Raw genomic sequence first — 19,374 nt, forward strand, 5'->3', positions numbered from 1 at the left:
AAATAGCTAGTTATGTCCCCAACCGATGTGCTAAACGAGCTCAATAAGCAAGGTATTTTGTCCGCTAAACAGCAGACTCAACTAGCCGATATTGAGCTAAAAAAGCCGTTTTCTTTGCATTGGGAACTTCGGGCCATGCTGTACGTCGGCATCCTGTTATTGAGTTCGGGGTTGGGTCTTTTAGTGTATGATAACTTCGATCAGATTGGGCACGGCGCTTTGCTGGCAACTATTGCGCTGGCCTGTGCTGGCTGCTTCTATTTTGCCTGGCGCCATCGACCTGACTGGTCGCCGAACGAAACAAAAAGTCGGTCAACTTTCGGCGATTACGCGTTAGTGTTAGCCTGCCTACTATTTCTGACACTCGAAGGCTACGCCCAATACGCGTACAATGTGTTTGGGGAGCGATATGGGCTGGTTACACTATTGCCTGCCCTATTGTTCTTAGCGCTGGCTTATTGGTTCGATCATCGAGGTGTTTTGGGCATGGGTTTAACGGCCCTAATTTCATGGGTGGGCGTCACCGTGCGCCCCTTGGAACTCTATTTCAAAACAAACTTTTTCGATCAGGATACCGTCTTTTCGGCTCTTATACTGGCACTCGTTCTGATCGGAGCTGCTTTGCTGCTCGATCGGCAGCGAATCAAACCGCACTTCACTTACACCTACCTCACAATGGCCGGAAACTTACTGATGGTCGCTTTGCTTGGTGGCTTATTTAATTTTGAGGGGGTACGCTTATGGTTTGCGATAGGACTAGCCGTCGCCTGTTTCGCCTTTGATTGGTATTCGAGACAGGATAGCTCTTTTTTATTTCTGCTGATGGCCGCCGTCTACGGCTACATTGGTGCTACCTATCTGTTTTTTCATTACATGGATTTCGCCAGCGACGAGCCTTATTTCTGGTATTTCATCGTAACAGGTATTGCTTTAGTGTACTACTTGATGAGCCAGTTCACCAAACGAATTCGCACCAATGAAAGCGTATAACGAAGAATGGATCTGCAATCGTGAGATTCTGGAGCAGGCTGAGCGGTGGCATCGACAGAAACTACTGTCCGATGAGCAAATGACGGCTGTGCGTAAAGCGTATCCGATGGAATTTCGGCAAACGAACGGCTTTCTCGAAATCGGTTTATTTCTGTTCACAACAGTAGCCATTCTGGCTTGTTACTTATTGCCTGCCAGTATGTTCTCGTTATTCTCCGAATCGTCAATAACCTATGGTGTGTATAACATCGTCTTTGGGATTAGTATTGGGTTGATAGGCCGATTGATTATTAACCAGCGACTACTATACCGGAACGGAATTGATAATGCATTTGTGGTCACGATGGCAGGCTTATTGGCGTTCGGCTTTAATCAATTTCTACCCGATGGTCTTTCTCTAAGTATTCATTGTTTCCTGACTCTGCCGTTGTTGTTGCTCATTCTTTGGTACTATGGCGATACCTTAATTGCCTTCTTTACACTAGCTACTTTCTATACCGCCATTTTCGACGGACTGATTAAGTACAGTTGGGGGAAAGATGCCTTGCCTTTCGTCATGATGGGTGTTTCGCTTGCACTATATGTAGTTGTGCGTCAGGTTGCCCTGCGGAATTCCAGACAAGTATATTATGCCGATCCCTTGAATCTGGCTCAGTGGATAGCGCTGATTGTATTAGCGGCCAGTAGCAACTATTTTGTCGCGCGGGAATTGAACGGGCTACTAATCCGACCTAATCTATTTGGCTCCAGACATACAGAAGCGCCCGAAATAGGGCTTCCGTGGCTGTTTTGGTTTTTGACATTTGGAGTTCCGGCCGTCTATCTCTGGCAAGGATTAGTTAAGAAAAATCGAATGTTGATCATTCTGGGCATACTGGGTCTGATTGCTGCTGTAGCCACAGTGCACGACTATACGGCTCTGGTGCCGCTTAATGTGGCCTTAACAATGGGGGGACTAGCGCTGATTGGAATAGCTGTGCTCTGTATTCGATACCTACGCCAGCTGGCGTATGGTTTTACGGATTCACCGGATGATGATTCACCGGACGAATTTTTTATAAATGCGGCCACTATTGCTGCTGTTCAGGCTGCTGGTTCGACTCAGCATGCACCCAAAGATGATCTCCGATTTGGCGGTGGCGACTTTGGTGGCGCTGGAAGTGAAGGGAAGTATTGATGTGTATAGAAAATGATATATTTGTGTATAGATATAGAAAACGATGAGAACAAATATTAACATCAGTGATAAGTTGCTTGAGGAAGCAATGCAGTTGAGTCATGCCAAAACAAAAAAAGAAGTGGTTGAACAAGCACTGGAGAACTATGTGAATATGCTCAATCGCAAACAGATTTTAGAGTGGCCAGGCAAAGTTCATTGGGAGGGCGATCTTGAACAAATGAGAGCTGAAAAATAATGGAACCAGTTCTTGTGGATACCTCTGTTTGGATTGATTACATCCGACAACGTGATGTTTCACAGGCTCGCCTATTGCAAAAATATCTTCGGTTATCTGATGAGAGCATCTACATGACTGCTACCGTTGTGCAGGAGATTTTACAAGGTGTTCATGAAGATTCATTATTCAATCAGGTTAAACGAAATCTATTGGCTTTGGCAATTCTGAAACTAGATCCTGTTGAGGCCGCCATTGGTGCGGCTGAGTTATATCGAACTCTTCGCAGAAAGGGTGTAACGATTCGAAAGCCAAACGATTGCCTGATTGCCCATTACGCTATATTCTACGATATTCCTGTTCTGCATAACGATATCGACTTTGACCAAATCGCCCGCTTTACCGCGTTGCGTGTAGCTAAAGCTTAGCCGTAATCGTAAACTTCGCGTTCACGTCTCCCAAAAAACTGCTAAGTTTGGCCTCGCAAACCAACGACCATACGCAGTCGCATGAAAACCGTAGACTCCTACAATTTTGCTGGTAAGAAAGCCCTTGTTCGGGTAGACTTCAACGTACCCCTCGATAAGGCGTACAACATCACCGACGATACTCGTATTAAGGCGACCATTCCAACCGTCATGAAAATCGTGAACGATGGTGGATCAGCCATTCTTATGTCGCACCTGGGCCGGCCAAAAGGTGGCCCTGAAGAAAAATATTCGCTTAAGCATTTGTTGCCTGCGTTAAAGGAAGCCTTTGGTCGTGAGGTGAAATTTGCAGACGATTGCATTGGCCAGTCGGCTACGGATTTGGCCGCCAGCCTGCAACCCGGCGAGATTCTGTTGCTCGAAAACCTTCGCTTTTATAAAGAAGAGGAAAAAGGTGACGTAGACTTCGCGAAAAAACTCGCCAGTCTGGGCGATGTTTGGGTGAACGATGCTTTCGGAACCGCTCACCGTGCCCACGCCAGTACAGCCGTAATGGGCCAGTTTTTTACGGATCGTGTGGCAGGTTATGTGATGGAAGCTGAGCTAGCCAATGCCAAAAAGATACTGGAAAATGCAGAGCGCCCGTTCACGGCAATCATGGGTGGTGCTAAAATCTCTGATAAAATCCTGATTATCGAGAAATTGCTCGACAAGGTAGACAACCTGATTATTGGTGGTGGCATGACCTACACCTTCACGAAAGCCCAGGGTGGTAAAATCGGGAAATCGTTACTTGAAGCGGATAAACAGGATTTAGCGCTTGAGTTGCTGAAAAAGGCAGAAGAAAAAGGCGTGAAAATCTACATGCCGCTGGATAACGTCTGTGCTGATGACTTCTCGAACGACGCTAATCGACAAGTTGTTGATACGGGCGAGATTCCTGATGGTTGGGAAGGGTTGGACATTGGTCCTAAATCCATCGAACTGTTCAGTGATATTGTTGCTAAATCCAAAACGCTCCTCTGGAATGGTCCAATGGGTGTGTTTGAATTTGAAAACTTTGCCAAAGGCACCAATGCCATTGCGGAAGCGGTGGTAAAAGCAACCGAAGAAAACGGCGCGTTCTCGCTCATCGGTGGTGGCGATTCTGCCGCAGCTGTTAACCAGGCTGGCTACGGTGATCGCGTAAGCTATGTTTCAACAGGTGGTGGTGCTTTGCTGGAATATATGGAAGGAAAAGTATTGCCAGGTGTAGCAGCGTTGGAGTAGAGATTTTGTGAATTAGTAAAAAAGGTAAACATAACAATAGCCCACCGACTGGTACCAAATGGTCCTATCGGTGGGCTTTATTTGATGGATAGGTTAGTCTAATCGATTAAAGACAAGTTCTACCTTCTGGACTTGGACAAAGTCGCTTTGCTGTGGGAAACAACCAACAGGCTAGGAGTGAGGCTAAACCGCCAAATCAATGCGTAAACCAGCTGTCGGGAATGTCCATTGGCTCCGAGCCGTTCAGGCTATACTTCAGCTTTAGTGTGAAGCCGCCACCGCCTTCAATAAAATCCGCTTCGAAAGGGTGAGCTCCTTTCTGTAAAGCAACCTGACCACTTTTTTCAATGGGGAAGTGATTACCGTCGTTATCGACCACCATCCGGTCGGCGATGCGTAGAATACCGCCATCGTCGCAGGTGTAGAAAAAGCTGTAAACACCCGTTTCGGGCACGGTCATGTAGCCCCGAAACTGAACCCCGAAGCTAGGAGCATTCACTGATTTGGGCACCACAACGTTATTGATGACATAGGAACTATCAGCCTTTTGCTGCTTCATCAATTTCGTTTCTTTGAAATACTTCTTAAAGTAGAGACAGCTCAAGCCAGCCACAGAGCTAGCGCCCCCAACGGGAGTTGCGTAGGCTTGCTGTTGATAGCGCAACGAATACACATCCCCCCGAATGCCCGATGGTGTGAAGACCGCAACGTTAACCGTCTGCGGTTTTGAAATGGTTAAATCGGCGGGTAATTCAAGAGAATTTACCTGAGGCTGTGTACCGTCTGTTGTATAGCGCAGAATGTAGCTGTCCAACGGCTTTTTGATGCGCAGCGTGGCTTTATCGACAAACACGTTTTCTTCAGCAAAGCCCGTCAGGTCAGGTAGCCGGTAATGAATGCCTAGTTGCTCCATCCGCAAAAAGTGTTGCAGCAGCCGTTTCTGATACGATGGAAAGTCTTTTTTCGCGGTCCAGACTACTTCCGAGAGTGCTGTCATTCGAGGCATTGCCATGTAGTCAACGCGATTTTCGGTCGGAATGTATTCGGTCCAGATGTTGGCCTGCGCGCCCAAAAACTGCTTTGTCTGTTCGGCGGTCACACCTTCGGGCACCACAGCTATGTTGTACACATTTTCAACCGACCGAATACCCGGAGGACTATCGAAATACAGGTTGCTCACCGGCGTCATGACAACGTCGTTCCCATTCTGGGCGGCTTTCTGGGGGGCACCTTTCACCCAGCTACGCCAGTACATGACGGCTGTAGAAGGCTTGAGACCACCTTCGAGGGCATCGTCCCAAACCATTAGTTTTTTCCCTTTCGACTGCACAAATTTTTCGATCCGATGCACGAAATAGCTCTGTAGCTCTTCAACGTTTTTGATGTTCTCCCGCTTCATCAACTCCTGACAAGTCGCCGACTGCGCCCAAGTCGACTTTTCCACTTCATCGGCCCCAATATGAACGTATGGGCTGGGAAACAGGGCTATAATTTCACTCAGCACCGTTTCCATGAACGTGTACGTCGGTTCATTGCAGGGGCAAATGGGCACCGAAAACGTTTTACCCCAGCCTTCCTGACCTGTGCAACTCAGAAATGGATAAGCCTTGATCGCTGCCGTCAGGTGGCCGGGCATGTCGATTTCGGGAATAATTTCAATGTGTCGGGCGGCTGCGTAGGCAATCAGATCACGCATTTGGGCCTGCGTGTAAAAGCCTCCGTATTGCGTTTGTCCGTTCTTCTGACGAATGAACTGTTTGGGAAGATCGAAGTCGGGGTTGGTAACCGCCCGTTTCAGAACAACCGAATCTTGGTTATTGAACGTACGCCACGCTCCCTCGCTGGTTAGTTTGGGATAGGCTTTAATTTCCAGTCGCCAACCCTGATCGTCGGTCAGATGCAGGTGAAATTTATTGAATTTATACAGCGCCAGTCTGTCGATGAATTTTTGTAAATAGTCGATGGAATAAAAATGCCGCGACACGTCGAGGTGCATACCCCGCCAGGCATAGGCGGGCTGGTCACGAATCTGAACCGCTGGAAGCGTGAGCGATACCAACGCTTGACCGGGTTTTTCAATCGTTACTGGCAACAACTGGCGAATGGTTTGAACTGCCCGGAACATCCCGACAGGCTGGCTGGCTTTTAGTGTTACTTGCTGTGGGGTGATCGTTAGATCGTAGCCTTCTGAATTCGTGAGTGATGCGTCGTGCTGAAGTACAATTTTTGGTCCTTTGCCCATACCAGACAGTCGCTTACCCATGCCTGATTCCAGCAACGTCTGCAATTGTTTTGCTTCATTACTGAATCGACTATCCTGCACAACCAGCGCCGTTTGAGCTGTTACAGTAAATTGCCCCGACGCCGGAACGAGCGATGTGGGATACGGAATTAGCGGATATCGTTGAGCAACGTCCTGCGCCTTGACGGACAATGTCACGAGCAGAACGAACAATAGGGAATGTAATCGGGTCATTGGAAGATGAGTATTGAAGGTGTTTTGTTTTTCGACAGGATTTACAGGATGGACAGGATTTCTATTGCCTAAAATCCTGTTCATCCTGTCGAAAAAACTTGTTAGCTGGAGAGAGTTATTCCGTTCCGTTTTTCTGGCCATTGACAGTATACTGTGCTGGTGCGAGTTTCCAGTCGTTATCAAAGAAGCCCGCCATCCGAACGCCTTTGCTACCATCTCGAACCATGTCCAGGCCGAAAATCATGAAATCAGGAAAACCACTGGCTCCGGCAAAATATTGGTTGGCCGAGGCCGCTTTCATACCTTTCAAACCCGTTCCGCCAATGACCGCAACCGATGCCGTTTTTGAACCCTTAATAGGCCATACGAAGTAAGTAGCTAAATCATCGCCCTGCCATTGCTGACTCCCGGCCCGAATCTGATTGCGCTCCAGTTGAATTGGGCAGTCGGCGAGTAGCGATTGCCAGGCGGCATTGTTGGTTGCATTGCCGAACAGAACCACCCCGCGATCAGCGTATTTGGCCAACGAGAAATCGGTATCGGCAATGATATCGATAGCGCCATTGCCCCGATAATACCAGGTTTCAGCGTCGTAGCGAGCCTTCTGCCAGTTCCAGTCATTCTCTTCTTTCGTACCCTTCGTGCCATACACAAACACCATACGATTGTTGAAAGCATCTTTGAATGTACCATTCCGGTGAGGCCCTTTTTGCGCTAGATCGGGTCGTTGTGCCTGTTTCCACTGCCCATTTTCGCGACGCAGGAATAGTGTATCCTGATCACTAGTTGTCGTATAGGTTAGCGCTGAACTGCCATCAAGCGTTACGGTTATTGGCGTTTTATTGGCAAACTCATTCAGGGCCAATTTTAGCAGAGCCACATTGGCCGTTGTGCCGGTAATGGCTTGTCTCTGACGGTTCAGTTGAATGCGGCTGTACAACAGCGGCTGGATTTGCTGCTCAATAGAAGCCCATCGGTATGCCGACGAAATGCCGGGATTGGCCGTCGTGAAGTCAATGGCGTTCACTGTCGAATCAACGGAAATCTTGTGCCATTTGAAGAAATCGAACAGCGGTTTCCAGTCAACGCTTTCATCGCCGAACCAGTGACTACCGCCGGGATATTCGTAGTAGCTCATATCGGGTTGCGACTCGCCTAGCAGTTTACGCATCTGGCGAGCGTAGGTGACGGGAACCGTCCGGTCGGCATCGCCGTGTAGTACGTAAATGCCCAGTGGCTTATAGTTGCTCGTCAGTTTCAGTACATCACTCTGGTTTCCAGATCGCAACAGCATTTGCTCCAATGGGTTGCTGCTTCCATCTGGAATCACACCATCGGCAGAACCGTATTCTTTTAAAGTTGGGTAACCGGCGCAGGGAGCAATAGCCGCCCATTTGTCGGGGTAGGTAGCGCCCAGGAACCAGGTACCATGACCGCCCATCGAGTGGCCAGTCAGATATATGTGCTGCGGATCGGGTTTGAATTGTTTTTTTGCAATCGATAGTACTTCCAACGCATCTAAACGACCCCAGTCTTCCCAGTTGAAACCGCGTGGCCGACGGTTGGTAGCTGCCACCAGATTCCCCCAGTCTTTTGATTTATAAGCCCGAGCCTGTCCGCTGGCTTCTACACCTGCGCCATGCACCGATAGAAACAAAGCCGAGGGAGCCGTTGCGGCCGATGACTGTGGGGTTACGGCATAGTATTGTAAACTTCCATCGATCTGGCTAACGAAGGTCTGACTATACGAAGCTCCCGCCGGAACGGCTTCCACCGAAACCACACCAGCATCCAGCGACTTCCCTTTTTGCGTCAGGGTTAACTCACAAGGTTGTGGCCCCTTGGCACTAACACCACTTCCATCGAAGGTAAACGCTACTTTTCGGCCTGATAGAGCTGGAATAACAGGCAGATTGGTCGTCAGTGATTTACCGGCCAGTTTGCTGGTCAGTTGTAAGCCAGTCAACGGTGCTGTTGATGCATTGATAACGACCACAGCGCCCTGAAGTAATGCGTTCGATTCGCCTAGTCGGATACTAGGTAAGGTGGGGTCGTCGGTACGTAACAAAGCCGACTTATTGGGGAAGGTCAGGTTGGCGGTGATCATGACTCCCCGCACGTAAAACTCGTTCAGCCCTTTTTTGAGCTTTACCGGGATGTGCAAATAGCCCATACTGTAGGCATCGCCCATGTGGAGTTCACCGTTCACATAGACATTGCTGTTACCTTTAATATTGAGCGACGCAATCTGTTCGCGAGTCGATGGGTAGGTCAGGTAGGTATAGCCACCGCCACCACCGATGCCGCCCCGCAGACTGCCCGTTACGACACCGGGACCTGCTGGTGCTCCACCATTCCCCCGAAAGCCGCTCCGAAGTCGCAATCGGTTCAGACTATCGGCCGTAACAGGTATCCATTTAATCTCTTTCCCTTGTTCATCCGTACCAAACACAGCGCCGTCGGTTGGTGGTTTGAGAGCACCTGTATAGAGCTGATAAGCCAGTGGATCGGCATAGATCGCTTCCCGGCCATAGCGGCTTCCTGTTAAGGCAACCAGTCCTTTGGTAAACGAATAGGTTGTCGACTCAGGCTTGGTCTGCGCCTGAAGCTGACTCACCGAAAGTAGCGTAAGGGCAAGGTGAATAAATCGGTTTGACATAGTTGATGGCGTTAGTTTTGGGTGTTTTTTTGAGATCCGACGTCAGGAGGGATCTCAAGCTTGACTGATACGAAACTTGAGATCCCTCCTGACGTCGGGATGAAAAAAAAACCCTTCTTATTATTTTAAAATATTGACTATTAACGAGTTAAAACTCCCAGTTCAGCAATGGAAACAGTAGCGTCTTTTTCGCTGGTGGTTTCGAGGGCGTCGAATTTCAGATAACGTGCTGACTGCGGCTGGTCGAATCGGATCGACTGCCCGACAGGGTTGTTGTTGATATTGCTGAACGCGCCCTGACTAACGGGTGCTGACCAGCTTTTCCCATCCTGACTAACCGAAACGGCGTACCGATAAACAATGCCGTTCTTTCGACCATCCTGTCGAGGCAGGTACGTAAAGCCCTTTAGTGATAAGGTTTCGCCGAGATCAAGTACCACCGTGACAGGCTCTTCACCCGTTTTGCGTTGTTGCCAACTAGTATTCGGATTTCCATCGATCAGGCGATCAGTACCTTTAGCCGATGTCGAGCCACCAGCCGAGACAACTGTCCACTTAGTTGAGCTAATGTCAAAATCAGTCGAAACGGGGCTGCTGGCTTTTTTCATATTGTCGATAAAGGCGCGGGCTTTCACAGTTCCAACCTGCGGCATCGCAAACGGCTGACTGAAACGAGGGCTACTAGCCGTTGGCTCCGAACCATCGGTCGTATAGGTAATAACCGGATCGGTAGTGCGGGGACAAACGATGGAGACCAACCCTTCTTTACTCCGACTGATGGCCGGTGGTACGATAAGCTCAGGTGCGTTATAGATTTCGATATGGCGAATAAGCGGACTGGCTTTTGACTCCTCAATGCTCACTCGAATTTTACTCGTCGTTATGGTCGGGAAACGCAAAATGCGTCGATTACCGATAGTCGTTCCCTGAGCAACCGGCTGGTATTTTCCATCCTTCCAGGCTGATACGGCGAACTTCTTCACCCGTTGGCCCAACGCGATATACTCCTCAATTAACAATCGGTTGAGGGTAGTTGATTTGCCCAAATTGATGTCGAGTGTAGCTTGTTTGGTACCATCTGCAGCAGCCCAATAGGTGTCGCGGCTTTTGTCCAATATGTTGCTGGCAGCAAAGGTTGGCGTTTTGCTGAACACGCTACTAGCTGTAATTTTCTTTCCACCAGCCAGATTGACCGAAGCCTTGTCGGTGTAGGCTTTCAGCTCCATAAGTCGGGCCACGTCGTTTTCATGAACCAGCCCCCGACGATCAACAGGTAGGTTGAGCAGCCAGTTACCGTTTCGTCCAATCGAACTGTAGTAAATATCTACCAAGTGTTCCAGTGATTTCACTTTGTTATCTTCGCTGGCATGGTAGTACCAACCCGGCCGAATCGAGCAATTGACTTCGGTAGGCACCCAGTGCGTACCATCTTCATGACCGGGAGTTAGTTCCCAATAGTTGGGGTAACCTGGATAGACCTTATCCCGATTCAGGGTAGCCCAGTTGGTTTCACCTGCATAGCCGTCTTCGTTACCCACCCAACGAATGTCAGGACCCGCATCACTGAAAATGACCGCGTTGGGCTGGTACTGGCGTACCGTCGCGATAAAGCCGGGCCAGTCGTACACTTGCTTCTTGCCATTTGGCCCTTCGCCATTAGCCCCGTCGAACCAGACCTCAAATACATTGCCGTACTGTGTCAATACTTCCTTGAGTGTACTTTTAAAGATTTCGTTGTACTCAGATGTTCCGTAGGCAGGGTGATTCCGATCCCAGGGCGAGAGATAGACCCCGAATTTTAATCCATACTCTTTACAAGCTGCCGATAGGTCTTTCAGGACGTCGCCCTTGCCATCACGCCATTTGCTGTTTTTAACCGAGTGTTCCGTGAATTTTGAGGGCCACAAACAGAAACCGTCGTGATGTTTGGCCGTGATCACGATTCCCTCCATACCCGCTTCCTTCGCCACCCGTGCCCACTGCCGACAATCGAGCTGGGTTGGGTTGAACATATCAGCGGTTTCGGTCCCATGCCCCCACTCTTCATTCGTGAAGGTGTTCATGTTGAAGTGCACGAACGCGTAGTACTTCAGCTTATGCCATTGCAACTGACGCGACGATGGCACCGCACCAAATGGCGCTGGCGTTTGGGCAAAGGAGAGTTGTGAGAGAAGGACAAAAAGGGTAATGAGTCGTATGTACATTTAGCTTCAGGATTCTATGATTTAGCCTAGCCCCTCTCCCGTTTTGGGAGAGGGGTTGGGGTGAGGGGAAACGCCGAGAAGCTCTGACCTCACCCCCGGCCCCTCTCCCAAAACGGGAGAGGGATGCAACTATCGGCCAATTAATGAAGTATAGTTTACCGTTCTTCCAGCTTAAAAACCCAGGCTGGTTGGCTAGCCAGTAACTTCTGAGCCGCTTCGGGTAGTGCAACAACTAATCCCTCTGCCGTCTTATTAGCTTTCAAGGCTTTGGTATATCCCAACAGCTTTACGGTCGGTTTGCTTTGCGTAACGTTGCTGAGCGTGATGGTTGTGGGCACCGTCTCTTTATCACTGGGCAAGTACGTCTGATACTTCGTTTTGCCGTTTCCGGTGTAGGCCCATTGCTTCTGCCGATAAGGTGCTACGGGTTTGGTACCATAAATCGATTCGCCGTTGACGCGCAGCCAAGCACCAATTTCCTGCAATCGTTGGTAGGCTTCGGGATGCCAATCGCCTTCGGGGCTGGGAGCAATATTCAGGAGCAGGTTGCCGTTTTTAGCGACAATATCCACCAGCGTGTGAATCAATTTGCGGGTCGATTTGAAGTTTTCTTTCGGAATGTACGACCACGAATCACCCATCGTCATGCACGACTCCCAGGGGATAGGCATGTACGAATCAGGAATGGATTGCTCAGGCGTAACGTAGTTTTCAAATTCACCCGTTACGGTGCGATCTACGACTAATAAACCCGGCTGTTTGCTACGACCCATCCCCGCGATTCGGGCCATGTCGATGTCCTGATCATACGGAATGGTGCGCTGCCAGCTAATGGTCGAATCGATGGTTGATGCCGGACGAACCCAGCCGCCATCGAGCCACAGAATGTCGATTTTACCATAATCCGTCATCAACTCCTGAATCTGATTGTAGGTAAAGTCCTTGAACTGCTGCCACTTTTGCGGGTACTTTTTAGGGGCATACGACACGTTGCGATCTTTAGGCGGGAAATACGGGTCCCAATACGAGGGTGTATTCCAGTCAGGTTTCGAGAAATAAGCGCCAACCATGAAGTCCTGTCCCCGGAAAGCACTAAACACTTCTTTGGCAATGTTACTGCGTGGATTCGATGAGAAAGCCGTTTTCGGATCGGTGATTTTGTAGTCCGTTTGTTTAGTGTCGAACATACAGAATCCGTCGTGGTGTTTCGTTGTGAACACCACGTATTTCATACCTGCATCTTTTGCCGCTGTAGCCCAGCGTTCGGGGTTAAATTGAGTCGGGTTGAAGGTTGTCCGAATGTTTTCGTAGGCTTTTTTATACTCGTACCAGTTGGCCGCGTATGGCCCCCGGCGTTCGCACCAGCCTTCATCTTCGGGGCACAGCGACCAGGATTCTACGATGCCCCACTTGCTGTATGTACCCCAGTGCATCAACAAGCCAAACTTAACGTCCTGCCAATGCGCGAGTTTCTTGCTAACCAGACTGTCTTTTGGGGGAACGTAATGGGCGTGATTTTGCTCAGAATGCTGCTGAGCCTGCGTAACACCAGACACCAGCAAAGAAGCTAAAGTCCAGCCGAAGTAGAGTGAACGAAAATAGGTATTTTTCATGGGGGTAGGAATCATCAGTACAGGGTTATTTCAGGCCGTTGACCACGGGGTCAAGAAGTGCTTTATGTTTCAGGTCGTAGATGTACTCCCAGAACATAATTCCGCCCAGGCCCTTCTTTTTCACGTAGTCGATCTTCGGGCCAAAGGATTCTGCATCACCATAGGAAATGAAGGTATGCGAGGTCGCATTCCACAAATAGGGTGCTTTGGCATCGGCATCCCAGTATCGGACAAACCCGTTTTTGTTAATGTACTTATCCACCAGTTCATCGTGACTGATGAACGAGTGCTTACCTGTTGACGGCTGATACAGACCATTGTCTACCGGACGGGTATCGGCCCAGCCACGTCCATAAAATGGAATACCCAGCACGATTTTACGCGCAGGAACGCCCGCTTTAATATGCCCTTCTACGGCCGAGATCGAGCTATTCCGCGATTGATCGCCTTTTTTAGATTGCGCCAGTGGGCTATGGTGCCCTGTCACTTTATCGTTGCCATGATAGAGGTCATACGTCATGATGTTGACGTAGTCCAGGTATTTCTGCGCTTCTCCCAGATTCGTGTGGCTTACAAACGCGGTGTCGCCCCCGGTTGCAGCGGTCAGCAGGTAATGATTGGCACCTGTGCGCTTGTCTACCTTACCTTGTTCGTCGAGCCGATCACGAATGGCTTTCAGGTACAGCGTAAAGTTCTCTTTGTCTTCGGGCCGAAAGATGTTGCCTGCGCCAATTTGAGCGGGATATTCCCAGTCGATATCAACACCATCGAGTTTATGCTTTTTCATAAATGCGACGGCACTATTCGCAAATTTCCGACGCGATGCCGCTGTCAGTGCAGCATCCGAGAAATACTTGCAACCACCCCAGCCACCGACTGAAATAAGAATTTTCAGGTCTTTATTAATTGCCCGAAGCGAGGTTAAGGCCGCCAGGTTGGCTGAGTCTTTAGCCGAAATCGGCGCTAACTCTCCATTTTGGGCAGGTACTGCAAATGCGTAGTTGATGTGCGTAAGCTTCTGGGCTTCGATCTGCTCTTTTGTCCATCCGTTTCCGCTTACATAACCAATAAGTACGTAGCGTTTAGGGGGTTGCGTTGCGGCTGCCGTTGGTGTAGTAGGTAGCAATAGGCCGAATAGAGAAACGGCCAATGAAATAGATAGGAATGATAAAAACGACTTCACTATTCTTTGGGGAAAAAGAGTAAGAAACAAAGATACTTATATTTTAATTTTTTTTAATAATGTGAACTGATTTAGAAAAATTTTTATTAATTATGTCAGAAAATGGTACGAAAGCTGCATAGCTATAGACTATTTAGAAGTTTCTTAACAAACAAATAGAAATAGCACAAATATGCCTTTCTACCTATACAGATCTAATGCTTCTACTTAAACGATTGCTTTTGATGAGTAGTCGTTATTACTTATGCTCATATCTACTCCTCCAGAAAACCCTCTTGTTGCCAAAAAGTCGATTGTTGCTATTAAGAAAAACCAACAAGTTAAAAAGGTGCTTTCCTTCCTATATCAGGAAGGTGCCTGCACACTGGCTAAGCTAGCCGAAGTCTTAAAAACCAGCGTTCCTTCCGTTACTCAGATTGTTGAGCAACTCGCTGAAGAGGGTTGGGTAAATACGATTGGAACGGTTTCGGGCAACAACGGTCGACGCCCTGTTCTATTCGGTCTGAATCCACTTGGACACTACGCGCTGATTATTGATAGCAATACGCACGGCACGCAGCTTATGATCGTCAATCTTTTGCGGGAGGTTATCTTTCAGCAAAGCAGTGACTCCACGCTGGAAAACAAAGCCAGTTTTGCCAATTTTCTAGCGTCGTTCATGAATGAGGCATTGACAAAATCGACAATTGCCAAATCGGATGTGATTGGCGTTGGCTTATCGATGCCGGGATTAATTGATTCGAAACAGGGCCTTAACCTAAGTTACCCTGACCTCGGTCTGGCTGGTCAGTCTTTTACGGACTGGCTGGAGCAGCAATGGGGTTTTCCTGTTTTTATGATCAACGACACAAAAGCCACTGCCTTGGGCGAACACCGTTTCGGACGAAGTCAGGGGAAACAGCATGCACTAACGATCAATATCGACTGGGGTGTAGGGCTGGGTATTATCAGCAACGGCGAAGTTTTCCACGGCGCATCGGGTTTCGCAGGCGAGTTAGGACACATTCAGGTTGACCCGCAGGGGGAATTATGCTACTGTGGCAAAATAGGCTGTCTGGATACGCTCACCTCGGCATCGTCGCTGGTCAAGCGAGTGCAGAAGGAAGTACAATCGGGTCAGGCGACTAAATTAGCCGCTTATCAGGACGATCTGACCCAGATTACCATTAGTCAGGTCATTCAGGCAGCTAATGAAGGCGACACCTTCGCGATCGATCAACTGCACGAAACGGGTTATCAGCTGGGAAAGGGGCTCGCTATTGCGGTTACCTTATTCAACCCCGAAATCATTATCGTTGATGGCGTACTGGCAGAAGACTCTTTGTTTATAACCAACTCTATTAAGCAGGCAATCAATAAGCATTGCTTGAGCGGCTTCCGCAATAATTTGATGGTAGAAGTAACGCAACTCGGTGGATCGGCCAAATGGCTGGGTACGCACGCGTGCGTAATCGAAAGTTTGTTTATGGATGCGTAAGTTTTTAGGGAGCTTACCCTCACCCCCGGCCCCTCTCCCAAAACAGGAGAGGGGAGCAGAGTCGGCCGTTTTTAGCCCCTCTCCCGTTTTGGGAGAGGGGTTGGGGTGAGGGTAATCGTTAATGGTCTCTTACATTTACACATCTGTAAACAATCATCCAGATGCCAGCCTTTAAAATCGGTTTGCTACTTTTTGTTTCCCTCGGTGTGGCCTCGTTTTCTGACATCGAGATGAATCGCTCTACGACTGGTGGAGCTAAAAAAGAAGCTATGTCTGCCGATTCAACTGCTGCGGGCAAACAGCTGGCCATACGCTATTGTAGTAGTTGCCATTTGTTTCCTGAACCTGAATTACTGGACAAAAAGACCTGGGTAACGGGTGTGCTGCCGAATATGGCGATGCGGCTTGGACTCAAACTTCCTGGGCAGGATTCGTTGCGTTCGCTTTCGCTAGAGGAAGAAAAAGCCATCAGCCAGCTAACAATTTACCCCGAAACGCCTGCTCTCTCGATGGATGAGTGGTCAGCGATTGTGCGCTATTATGAACGTACGGCACCCGCCGAGCCGTTGCCCCAAAAGCCGCATCCAACTGTCACAAATCAACTCCCGCTATTTACCGCCAAAGAACTCGTACTGAGCGATAAGCCCGTGCCACAGACAACTTTGTTGAAGTACGATAAAACTACGGCTCAGCTTTATGTAGGCGACGCTCAAAATGCACTTTATGTACTTGATGGAAAGTTACAGCCGGGTGAAGGCTTACTGAAGGATACCTGGTGGATCGATACGCCCCCAACGGATATCGACTTTCCTAAAAATGCGGCTCCACGCGTACTGACTATCGGAATCTTTAGCCCATCCGACCAGCAGTTGGGGCGACTGATGACGCTGGAACGCTCGGCCAAACCGGGCTCTAATCCTGTCAATATTAAAGGCTTACCGCGTTCCGTTCAATTTGCATCCGGCGACCTGAATGGGGATGGGAAAGATGATGCCCTTATCTGCGGCTTTGGCAATAATGCGGGAAAACTCTTCTGGTACGACAATTTTGAACCAACCAAAGAGCATGTTCTGAAAGCGCTCCCAGGCGCTCGGAAAGTGGAAATCGCCGATTTCAATCACGACAAAAAACCCGACATTATGGTCCTGATGGCGCAGGCACGGGAAGAAGTTTCTATTTTTTATAATCAGGGGAACGGTCAGTTTAAAGAGAAAACCGTGTTACGTTTCTCTCCGCTCTTTGGCTCCAGCTATTTCGAACTTGTCGATTTCAATAAGGATGGTTTTCAGGATATTTTGTTGACGAATGGTGACAACTGGGATTACTCAGCGATCAATAAAAACTACCACGGCGTCCGTATCTATCTGAACGACAGGAAAGATAATTTCAAAGAAGCCTGGTTCTACCCGATGTATGGGGCTAGTAAAGCCCTCGCCCGCGATTTTGATAACGATGGCGATCTTGACATTGCCGCCACGTCCTTTTACACCAATCTGGCCCAGCCAGAGCAAGGGTTTATTTATCTGGCTAACGAAGGTAAACTGACTTTTAAACCATTCAGTACTCCAGAAGCCGCCAACGGCAAATGGCTAACGATGGAAGCTGCTGACTTCGACCAAGATGGCGATATCGATATTGTACTGGGCTCTTATTTTCACTCCCTTGGCGAAATGACGCAGCTGCTGTTTAAGGGTATCACGTCTTTTCCGCAACTGTTGGTGCTGGAGAATCAAGGAAAATAAGCGCTGCTTACCTCACCCCCGGCCCCTCTCCTGAAAACCAGGAGAGGGGTGCATCTGGTTGCCAGTAATACGCTGGAGGACTTTCCACTAATACTGCATTATCAATTCCTCGTGTATTTTCTTAGGGCTTTTACTATCAGATAAAGCAGATATCCGCCTAAACCTAAGAGTAAAATATTGGCTAAAATGCCAATGACTTCAGCTTTTTCAAAAGCAATACAAAGCATGAGTTATGAAATTATTGATGTGAGTTAATCAACAAAAATGGGCAAACCAATTAGCTTGCCCATTCTACTTTATTTACCTAATCTGTCTTTACTGAAACCTTATTTTACATCCCAGAAAATCTTGGTTGTCAGATTGTCTGTTGCTTTTATCGCGGCATAATTAGTCGCGTTGTACGTAATTTCATTACCCGGAATCGTCCATCGAACGGGAGGTAATGTCTGATTGTTTGCATTGTCGACCTGGAAGCTCAGCGTTGGGTAATCCAACCGGCGGAGGTCTGACCAGTTGTCATACGGCATTACCAGATTGTAGTGCAGCCATTTCTGGGTAGCAATCAGTTTTAGCTTGTCGGCGCTGGTGGTGGCACTGCTCCAGTTTACACCTTTGCCAGCAATGTAAGCCGAAATAGAGGCATCGGTTGCTGCTGTAGGCTTGGTCGAACCCGTTACACCCGTTGCGTTGGTTACGGCTAAAATACCGTTGTAGAACTGCACCGACTGAGCAATCGCTGTTTCGTAAGCTGTTTTTGCCGAAGCATCGTTACCGATACGCAGGTAGTATTCCGCTTTGATCAGGTTTATCTGCGGAGCATTGATCAGGATACCTGGGAAGAACTGATTGCGACTTAGTGTATAACGGTTGTAGATCGCTACCTGGCCAGCATTGAAAAGCGCCGTTTGCGTACCTTCCGTAGCGGTTGGATCAAGCCCAATGTACTTCCCGCCAGCACTAGCACCTGGCTCGAAAAGGATTGGCAAGCGTGGATCGTTGTTGGCATTCATGTTGTCGATCATGGCTTTACCCGCTGTATTGCCAAACCAGCCAGCCGACTCTAAACCGTCCTGGAATCCTTTCGAGTTGATATCGGTGTTGATATCATACACGTTCATCTGAATATTCTGCGCGTTCGTTTCAACGATTGGGTACGTAGTTGAATTACCCAGAATCTCAGCCATTTCGGTATTCGAACGAGATTTGAAGCTGTCTACATCCGAAACCCGATTCAACAACCGCAGACGTAGCGAGTTCGCATACCGTTTCCACAGCGTTACATCGCCTTTGTTCAGGAAGTCCTGGGTCTGAAACGACTTCTGGTAACCCGAGTTTAACGTGATGCCGTTCAATTCAGTTGAAATACGCTTTAAATCATCCAACAAGAACGTATAGATGCTTTCGGCCGTATCAAACTTCGCGCTGGATGCTATATAATCGCCACCGTTGGTGCTAAGCATACCAGCTGCGCTAAACGGAATCGAACCGTGCAAATCGACCAGTTTCGCGGTGTAATCATAGACGTACACGGCAGCTGCCAGCATGAATATTTTGCGGTCAGCTTGTTGATCGGCAGGCTTCGATGCGTAGATTTTTTGCAGTTCGCGGTACTGCGCCAACATGTTGTAATAGTTGTACCATACATCTTCAATTCCCGACGAGCCCGGAACGTACTGACCCGATGAGTTGGTCCAGCCCGTTGCCTGCGTGTAGTGGTTTATGGATGTCCGTAAGCTAACGAAGTAGTAGCGATAGCCTGGAAGTACGTAATCTTTATTGGAATAGAGGACGCCCGTAAATTGCTTTTCAACGGTTGTTTCCGCAATCTTAGCCGGGTTTGGGTAAGCTTCTGTGAAATCAGACTCCTTACAGGACACGTTCGCCAGCAGAAGCCCTCCTAAAAGCAGAGATGATATTTTTTTCATTTTCATGATTGAAT

The 19,374-nt window shown here is 48.6% G+C and carries 13 protein-coding genes; 7 read left to right on the forward strand and 6 right to left on the reverse strand.

The genetic code is table 11. The features are described from left to right. Positions 1-12: 12 nt before the first annotated feature. The 5 genes from H3H32_RS02415 (at position 13) to H3H32_RS02435 (ending at position 4,081) form a co-directional block, all read left to right on the forward strand. Complete coding sequence (locus H3H32_RS02415) at positions 13-990, forward strand: DUF2157 domain-containing protein (protein ID WP_182461090.1); 978 nt, start codon at positions 13-15, stop codon at positions 988-990. Then, complete coding sequence (locus H3H32_RS02420) at positions 977-2,167, forward strand: hypothetical protein (RefSeq protein WP_182461091.1); 1,191 nt, start codon at positions 977-979, stop codon at positions 2,165-2,167. The genes H3H32_RS02415 and H3H32_RS02420 overlap by 14 nt, the downstream gene beginning before the upstream one ends. A 43-nt stretch (positions 2,168-2,210) precedes the next feature. Then, the gene (locus H3H32_RS02425) at positions 2,211-2,405 is read left to right on the forward strand and encodes a type II toxin-antitoxin system VapB family antitoxin (protein WP_182461092.1); all 195 of its coding nucleotides are present in this window, start codon (positions 2,211-2,213) and stop codon (positions 2,403-2,405) included. Beyond that, a complete protein-coding gene (gene vapC / locus H3H32_RS02430; protein WP_182461093.1) occupies positions 2,405-2,812 on the forward strand; it encodes a type II toxin-antitoxin system VapC family toxin in 408 nt (135 codons plus the stop codon). Before H3H32_RS02425 ends, vapC begins: the two co-directional genes overlap by 1 nt. An 81-nt stretch (positions 2,813-2,893) precedes the next feature. Further along, entirely contained in the window at positions 2,894-4,081 is a 1,188-nt protein-coding gene (locus H3H32_RS02435) for a phosphoglycerate kinase (protein WP_182461094.1), read from the forward strand. A 196-nt stretch (positions 4,082-4,277) separates the two neighbouring features. Here the strand turns inward: H3H32_RS02435 and H3H32_RS02440 are convergent, their stop codons facing one another. The 5 genes from H3H32_RS02440 to H3H32_RS02460 form a co-directional block, all read right to left on the reverse strand. Then, positions 4,278-6,557: a family 20 glycosylhydrolase gene (locus H3H32_RS02440; RefSeq protein WP_182461095.1), complete on the reverse strand. Its 2,280-nt coding sequence runs from the start codon at positions 6,555-6,557 to the stop codon at positions 4,278-4,280. Positions 6,558-6,672: 115 nt separating this feature from the next. Then, positions 6,673-9,216 carry a carboxylesterase family protein gene (locus H3H32_RS02445; RefSeq protein ID WP_182461096.1) on the reverse strand — a complete coding sequence of 848 codons (2,544 nt, stop codon included), beginning with the start codon at positions 9,214-9,216 and terminating at the stop codon, positions 6,673-6,675. A gap of 140 nt (positions 9,217-9,356) precedes the next feature. Continuing rightward, positions 9,357-11,420, reverse strand: coding sequence for an alpha-L-fucosidase (locus tag H3H32_RS02450; protein ID WP_182461097.1), 2,064 nt, complete (start codon positions 11,418-11,420; stop codon positions 9,357-9,359). Between the two features lie 155 nt (positions 11,421-11,575). Then, the gene (locus H3H32_RS02455) at positions 11,576-13,033 is read right to left on the reverse strand and encodes an alpha-L-fucosidase (protein WP_182461098.1); all 1,458 of its coding nucleotides are present in this window, start codon (positions 13,031-13,033) and stop codon (positions 11,576-11,578) included. A gap of 25 nt (positions 13,034-13,058) precedes the next feature. Further along, entirely contained in the window at positions 13,059-14,219 is a 1,161-nt protein-coding gene (locus H3H32_RS02460; RefSeq protein ID WP_182464215.1) for a glycoside hydrolase family 18 protein, read from the reverse strand. A 241-nt stretch (positions 14,220-14,460) separates the two neighbouring features. Here H3H32_RS02460 and H3H32_RS02465 point away from each other — a divergent pair, with 241 nt between their 5' ends. Both H3H32_RS02465 and H3H32_RS02470 read left to right on the forward strand, forming a co-directional pair. Beyond that, positions 14,461-15,693 (forward strand): ROK family transcriptional regulator, encoded by a 1,233-nt coding sequence (locus H3H32_RS02465; RefSeq protein ID WP_182461099.1) that lies wholly within the window; start codon positions 14,461-14,463, stop codon positions 15,691-15,693. A 161-nt stretch (positions 15,694-15,854) separates the two neighbouring features. Beyond that, positions 15,855-17,435: an FG-GAP repeat domain-containing protein gene (locus tag H3H32_RS02470; protein WP_182461100.1), complete on the forward strand. Its 1,581-nt coding sequence runs from the start codon at positions 15,855-15,857 to the stop codon at positions 17,433-17,435. 326 nt (positions 17,436-17,761) lie between these two features. On the opposite strand, the gene H3H32_RS02475 is transcribed toward H3H32_RS02470, so the two are convergent. Continuing rightward, positions 17,762-19,360 (reverse strand): SusD/RagB family nutrient-binding outer membrane lipoprotein, encoded by a 1,599-nt coding sequence (locus H3H32_RS02475; RefSeq protein WP_309547133.1) that lies wholly within the window; start codon positions 19,358-19,360, stop codon positions 17,762-17,764. Positions 19,361-19,374 lie beyond the last annotated feature (14 nt).

Origin of the sequence: Spirosoma foliorum, assembly GCF_014117325.1 — a bacterium.
GTDB lineage: Bacteria > Bacteroidota > Bacteroidia > Cytophagales > Spirosomataceae > Spirosoma > Spirosoma foliorum.

Excerpts from the sequence above, each read along its gene's own strand:
- vapC (WP_182461093.1), top strand. The coding sequence starts at position 2,405 with ATGGAACCAGTTCTTGTGGATACCTCTGTTTGGATTGATTACATCCGA.
- H3H32_RS02415 (WP_182461090.1), top strand. The coding sequence starts at position 13 with ATGTCCCCAACCGATGTGCTAAACGAGCTCAATAAGCAAGGTATTTTG.
- H3H32_RS02425 (WP_182461092.1), top strand. The coding sequence starts at position 2,211 with ATGAGAACAAATATTAACATCAGTGATAAGTTGCTTGAGGAAGCAATG.
- H3H32_RS02475 (WP_309547133.1), bottom strand. The coding sequence starts at position 19,360 with ATGAAAAAAATATCATCTCTGCTTTTAGGAGGGCTTCTGCTGGCGAAC.
- H3H32_RS02465 (WP_182461099.1), top strand. The coding sequence starts at position 14,461 with ATGCTCATATCTACTCCTCCAGAAAACCCTCTTGTTGCCAAAAAGTCG.
- H3H32_RS02455 (WP_182461098.1), bottom strand. The coding sequence starts at position 13,033 with ATGAAAAATACCTATTTTCGTTCACTCTACTTCGGCTGGACTTTAGCT.
- H3H32_RS02445 (WP_182461096.1), bottom strand. The coding sequence starts at position 9,216 with ATGTCAAACCGATTTATTCACCTTGCCCTTACGCTACTTTCGGTGAGT.
- H3H32_RS02420 (WP_182461091.1), top strand. The coding sequence starts at position 977 with ATGAAAGCGTATAACGAAGAATGGATCTGCAATCGTGAGATTCTGGAG.
- H3H32_RS02470 (WP_182461100.1), top strand. The coding sequence starts at position 15,855 with ATGCCAGCCTTTAAAATCGGTTTGCTACTTTTTGTTTCCCTCGGTGTG.
- H3H32_RS02440 (WP_182461095.1), bottom strand. The coding sequence starts at position 6,557 with ATGACCCGATTACATTCCCTATTGTTCGTTCTGCTCGTGACATTGTCC.
- H3H32_RS02450 (WP_182461097.1), bottom strand. The coding sequence starts at position 11,420 with ATGTACATACGACTCATTACCCTTTTTGTCCTTCTCTCACAACTCTCC.
- H3H32_RS02435 (WP_182461094.1), top strand. The coding sequence starts at position 2,894 with ATGAAAACCGTAGACTCCTACAATTTTGCTGGTAAGAAAGCCCTTGTT.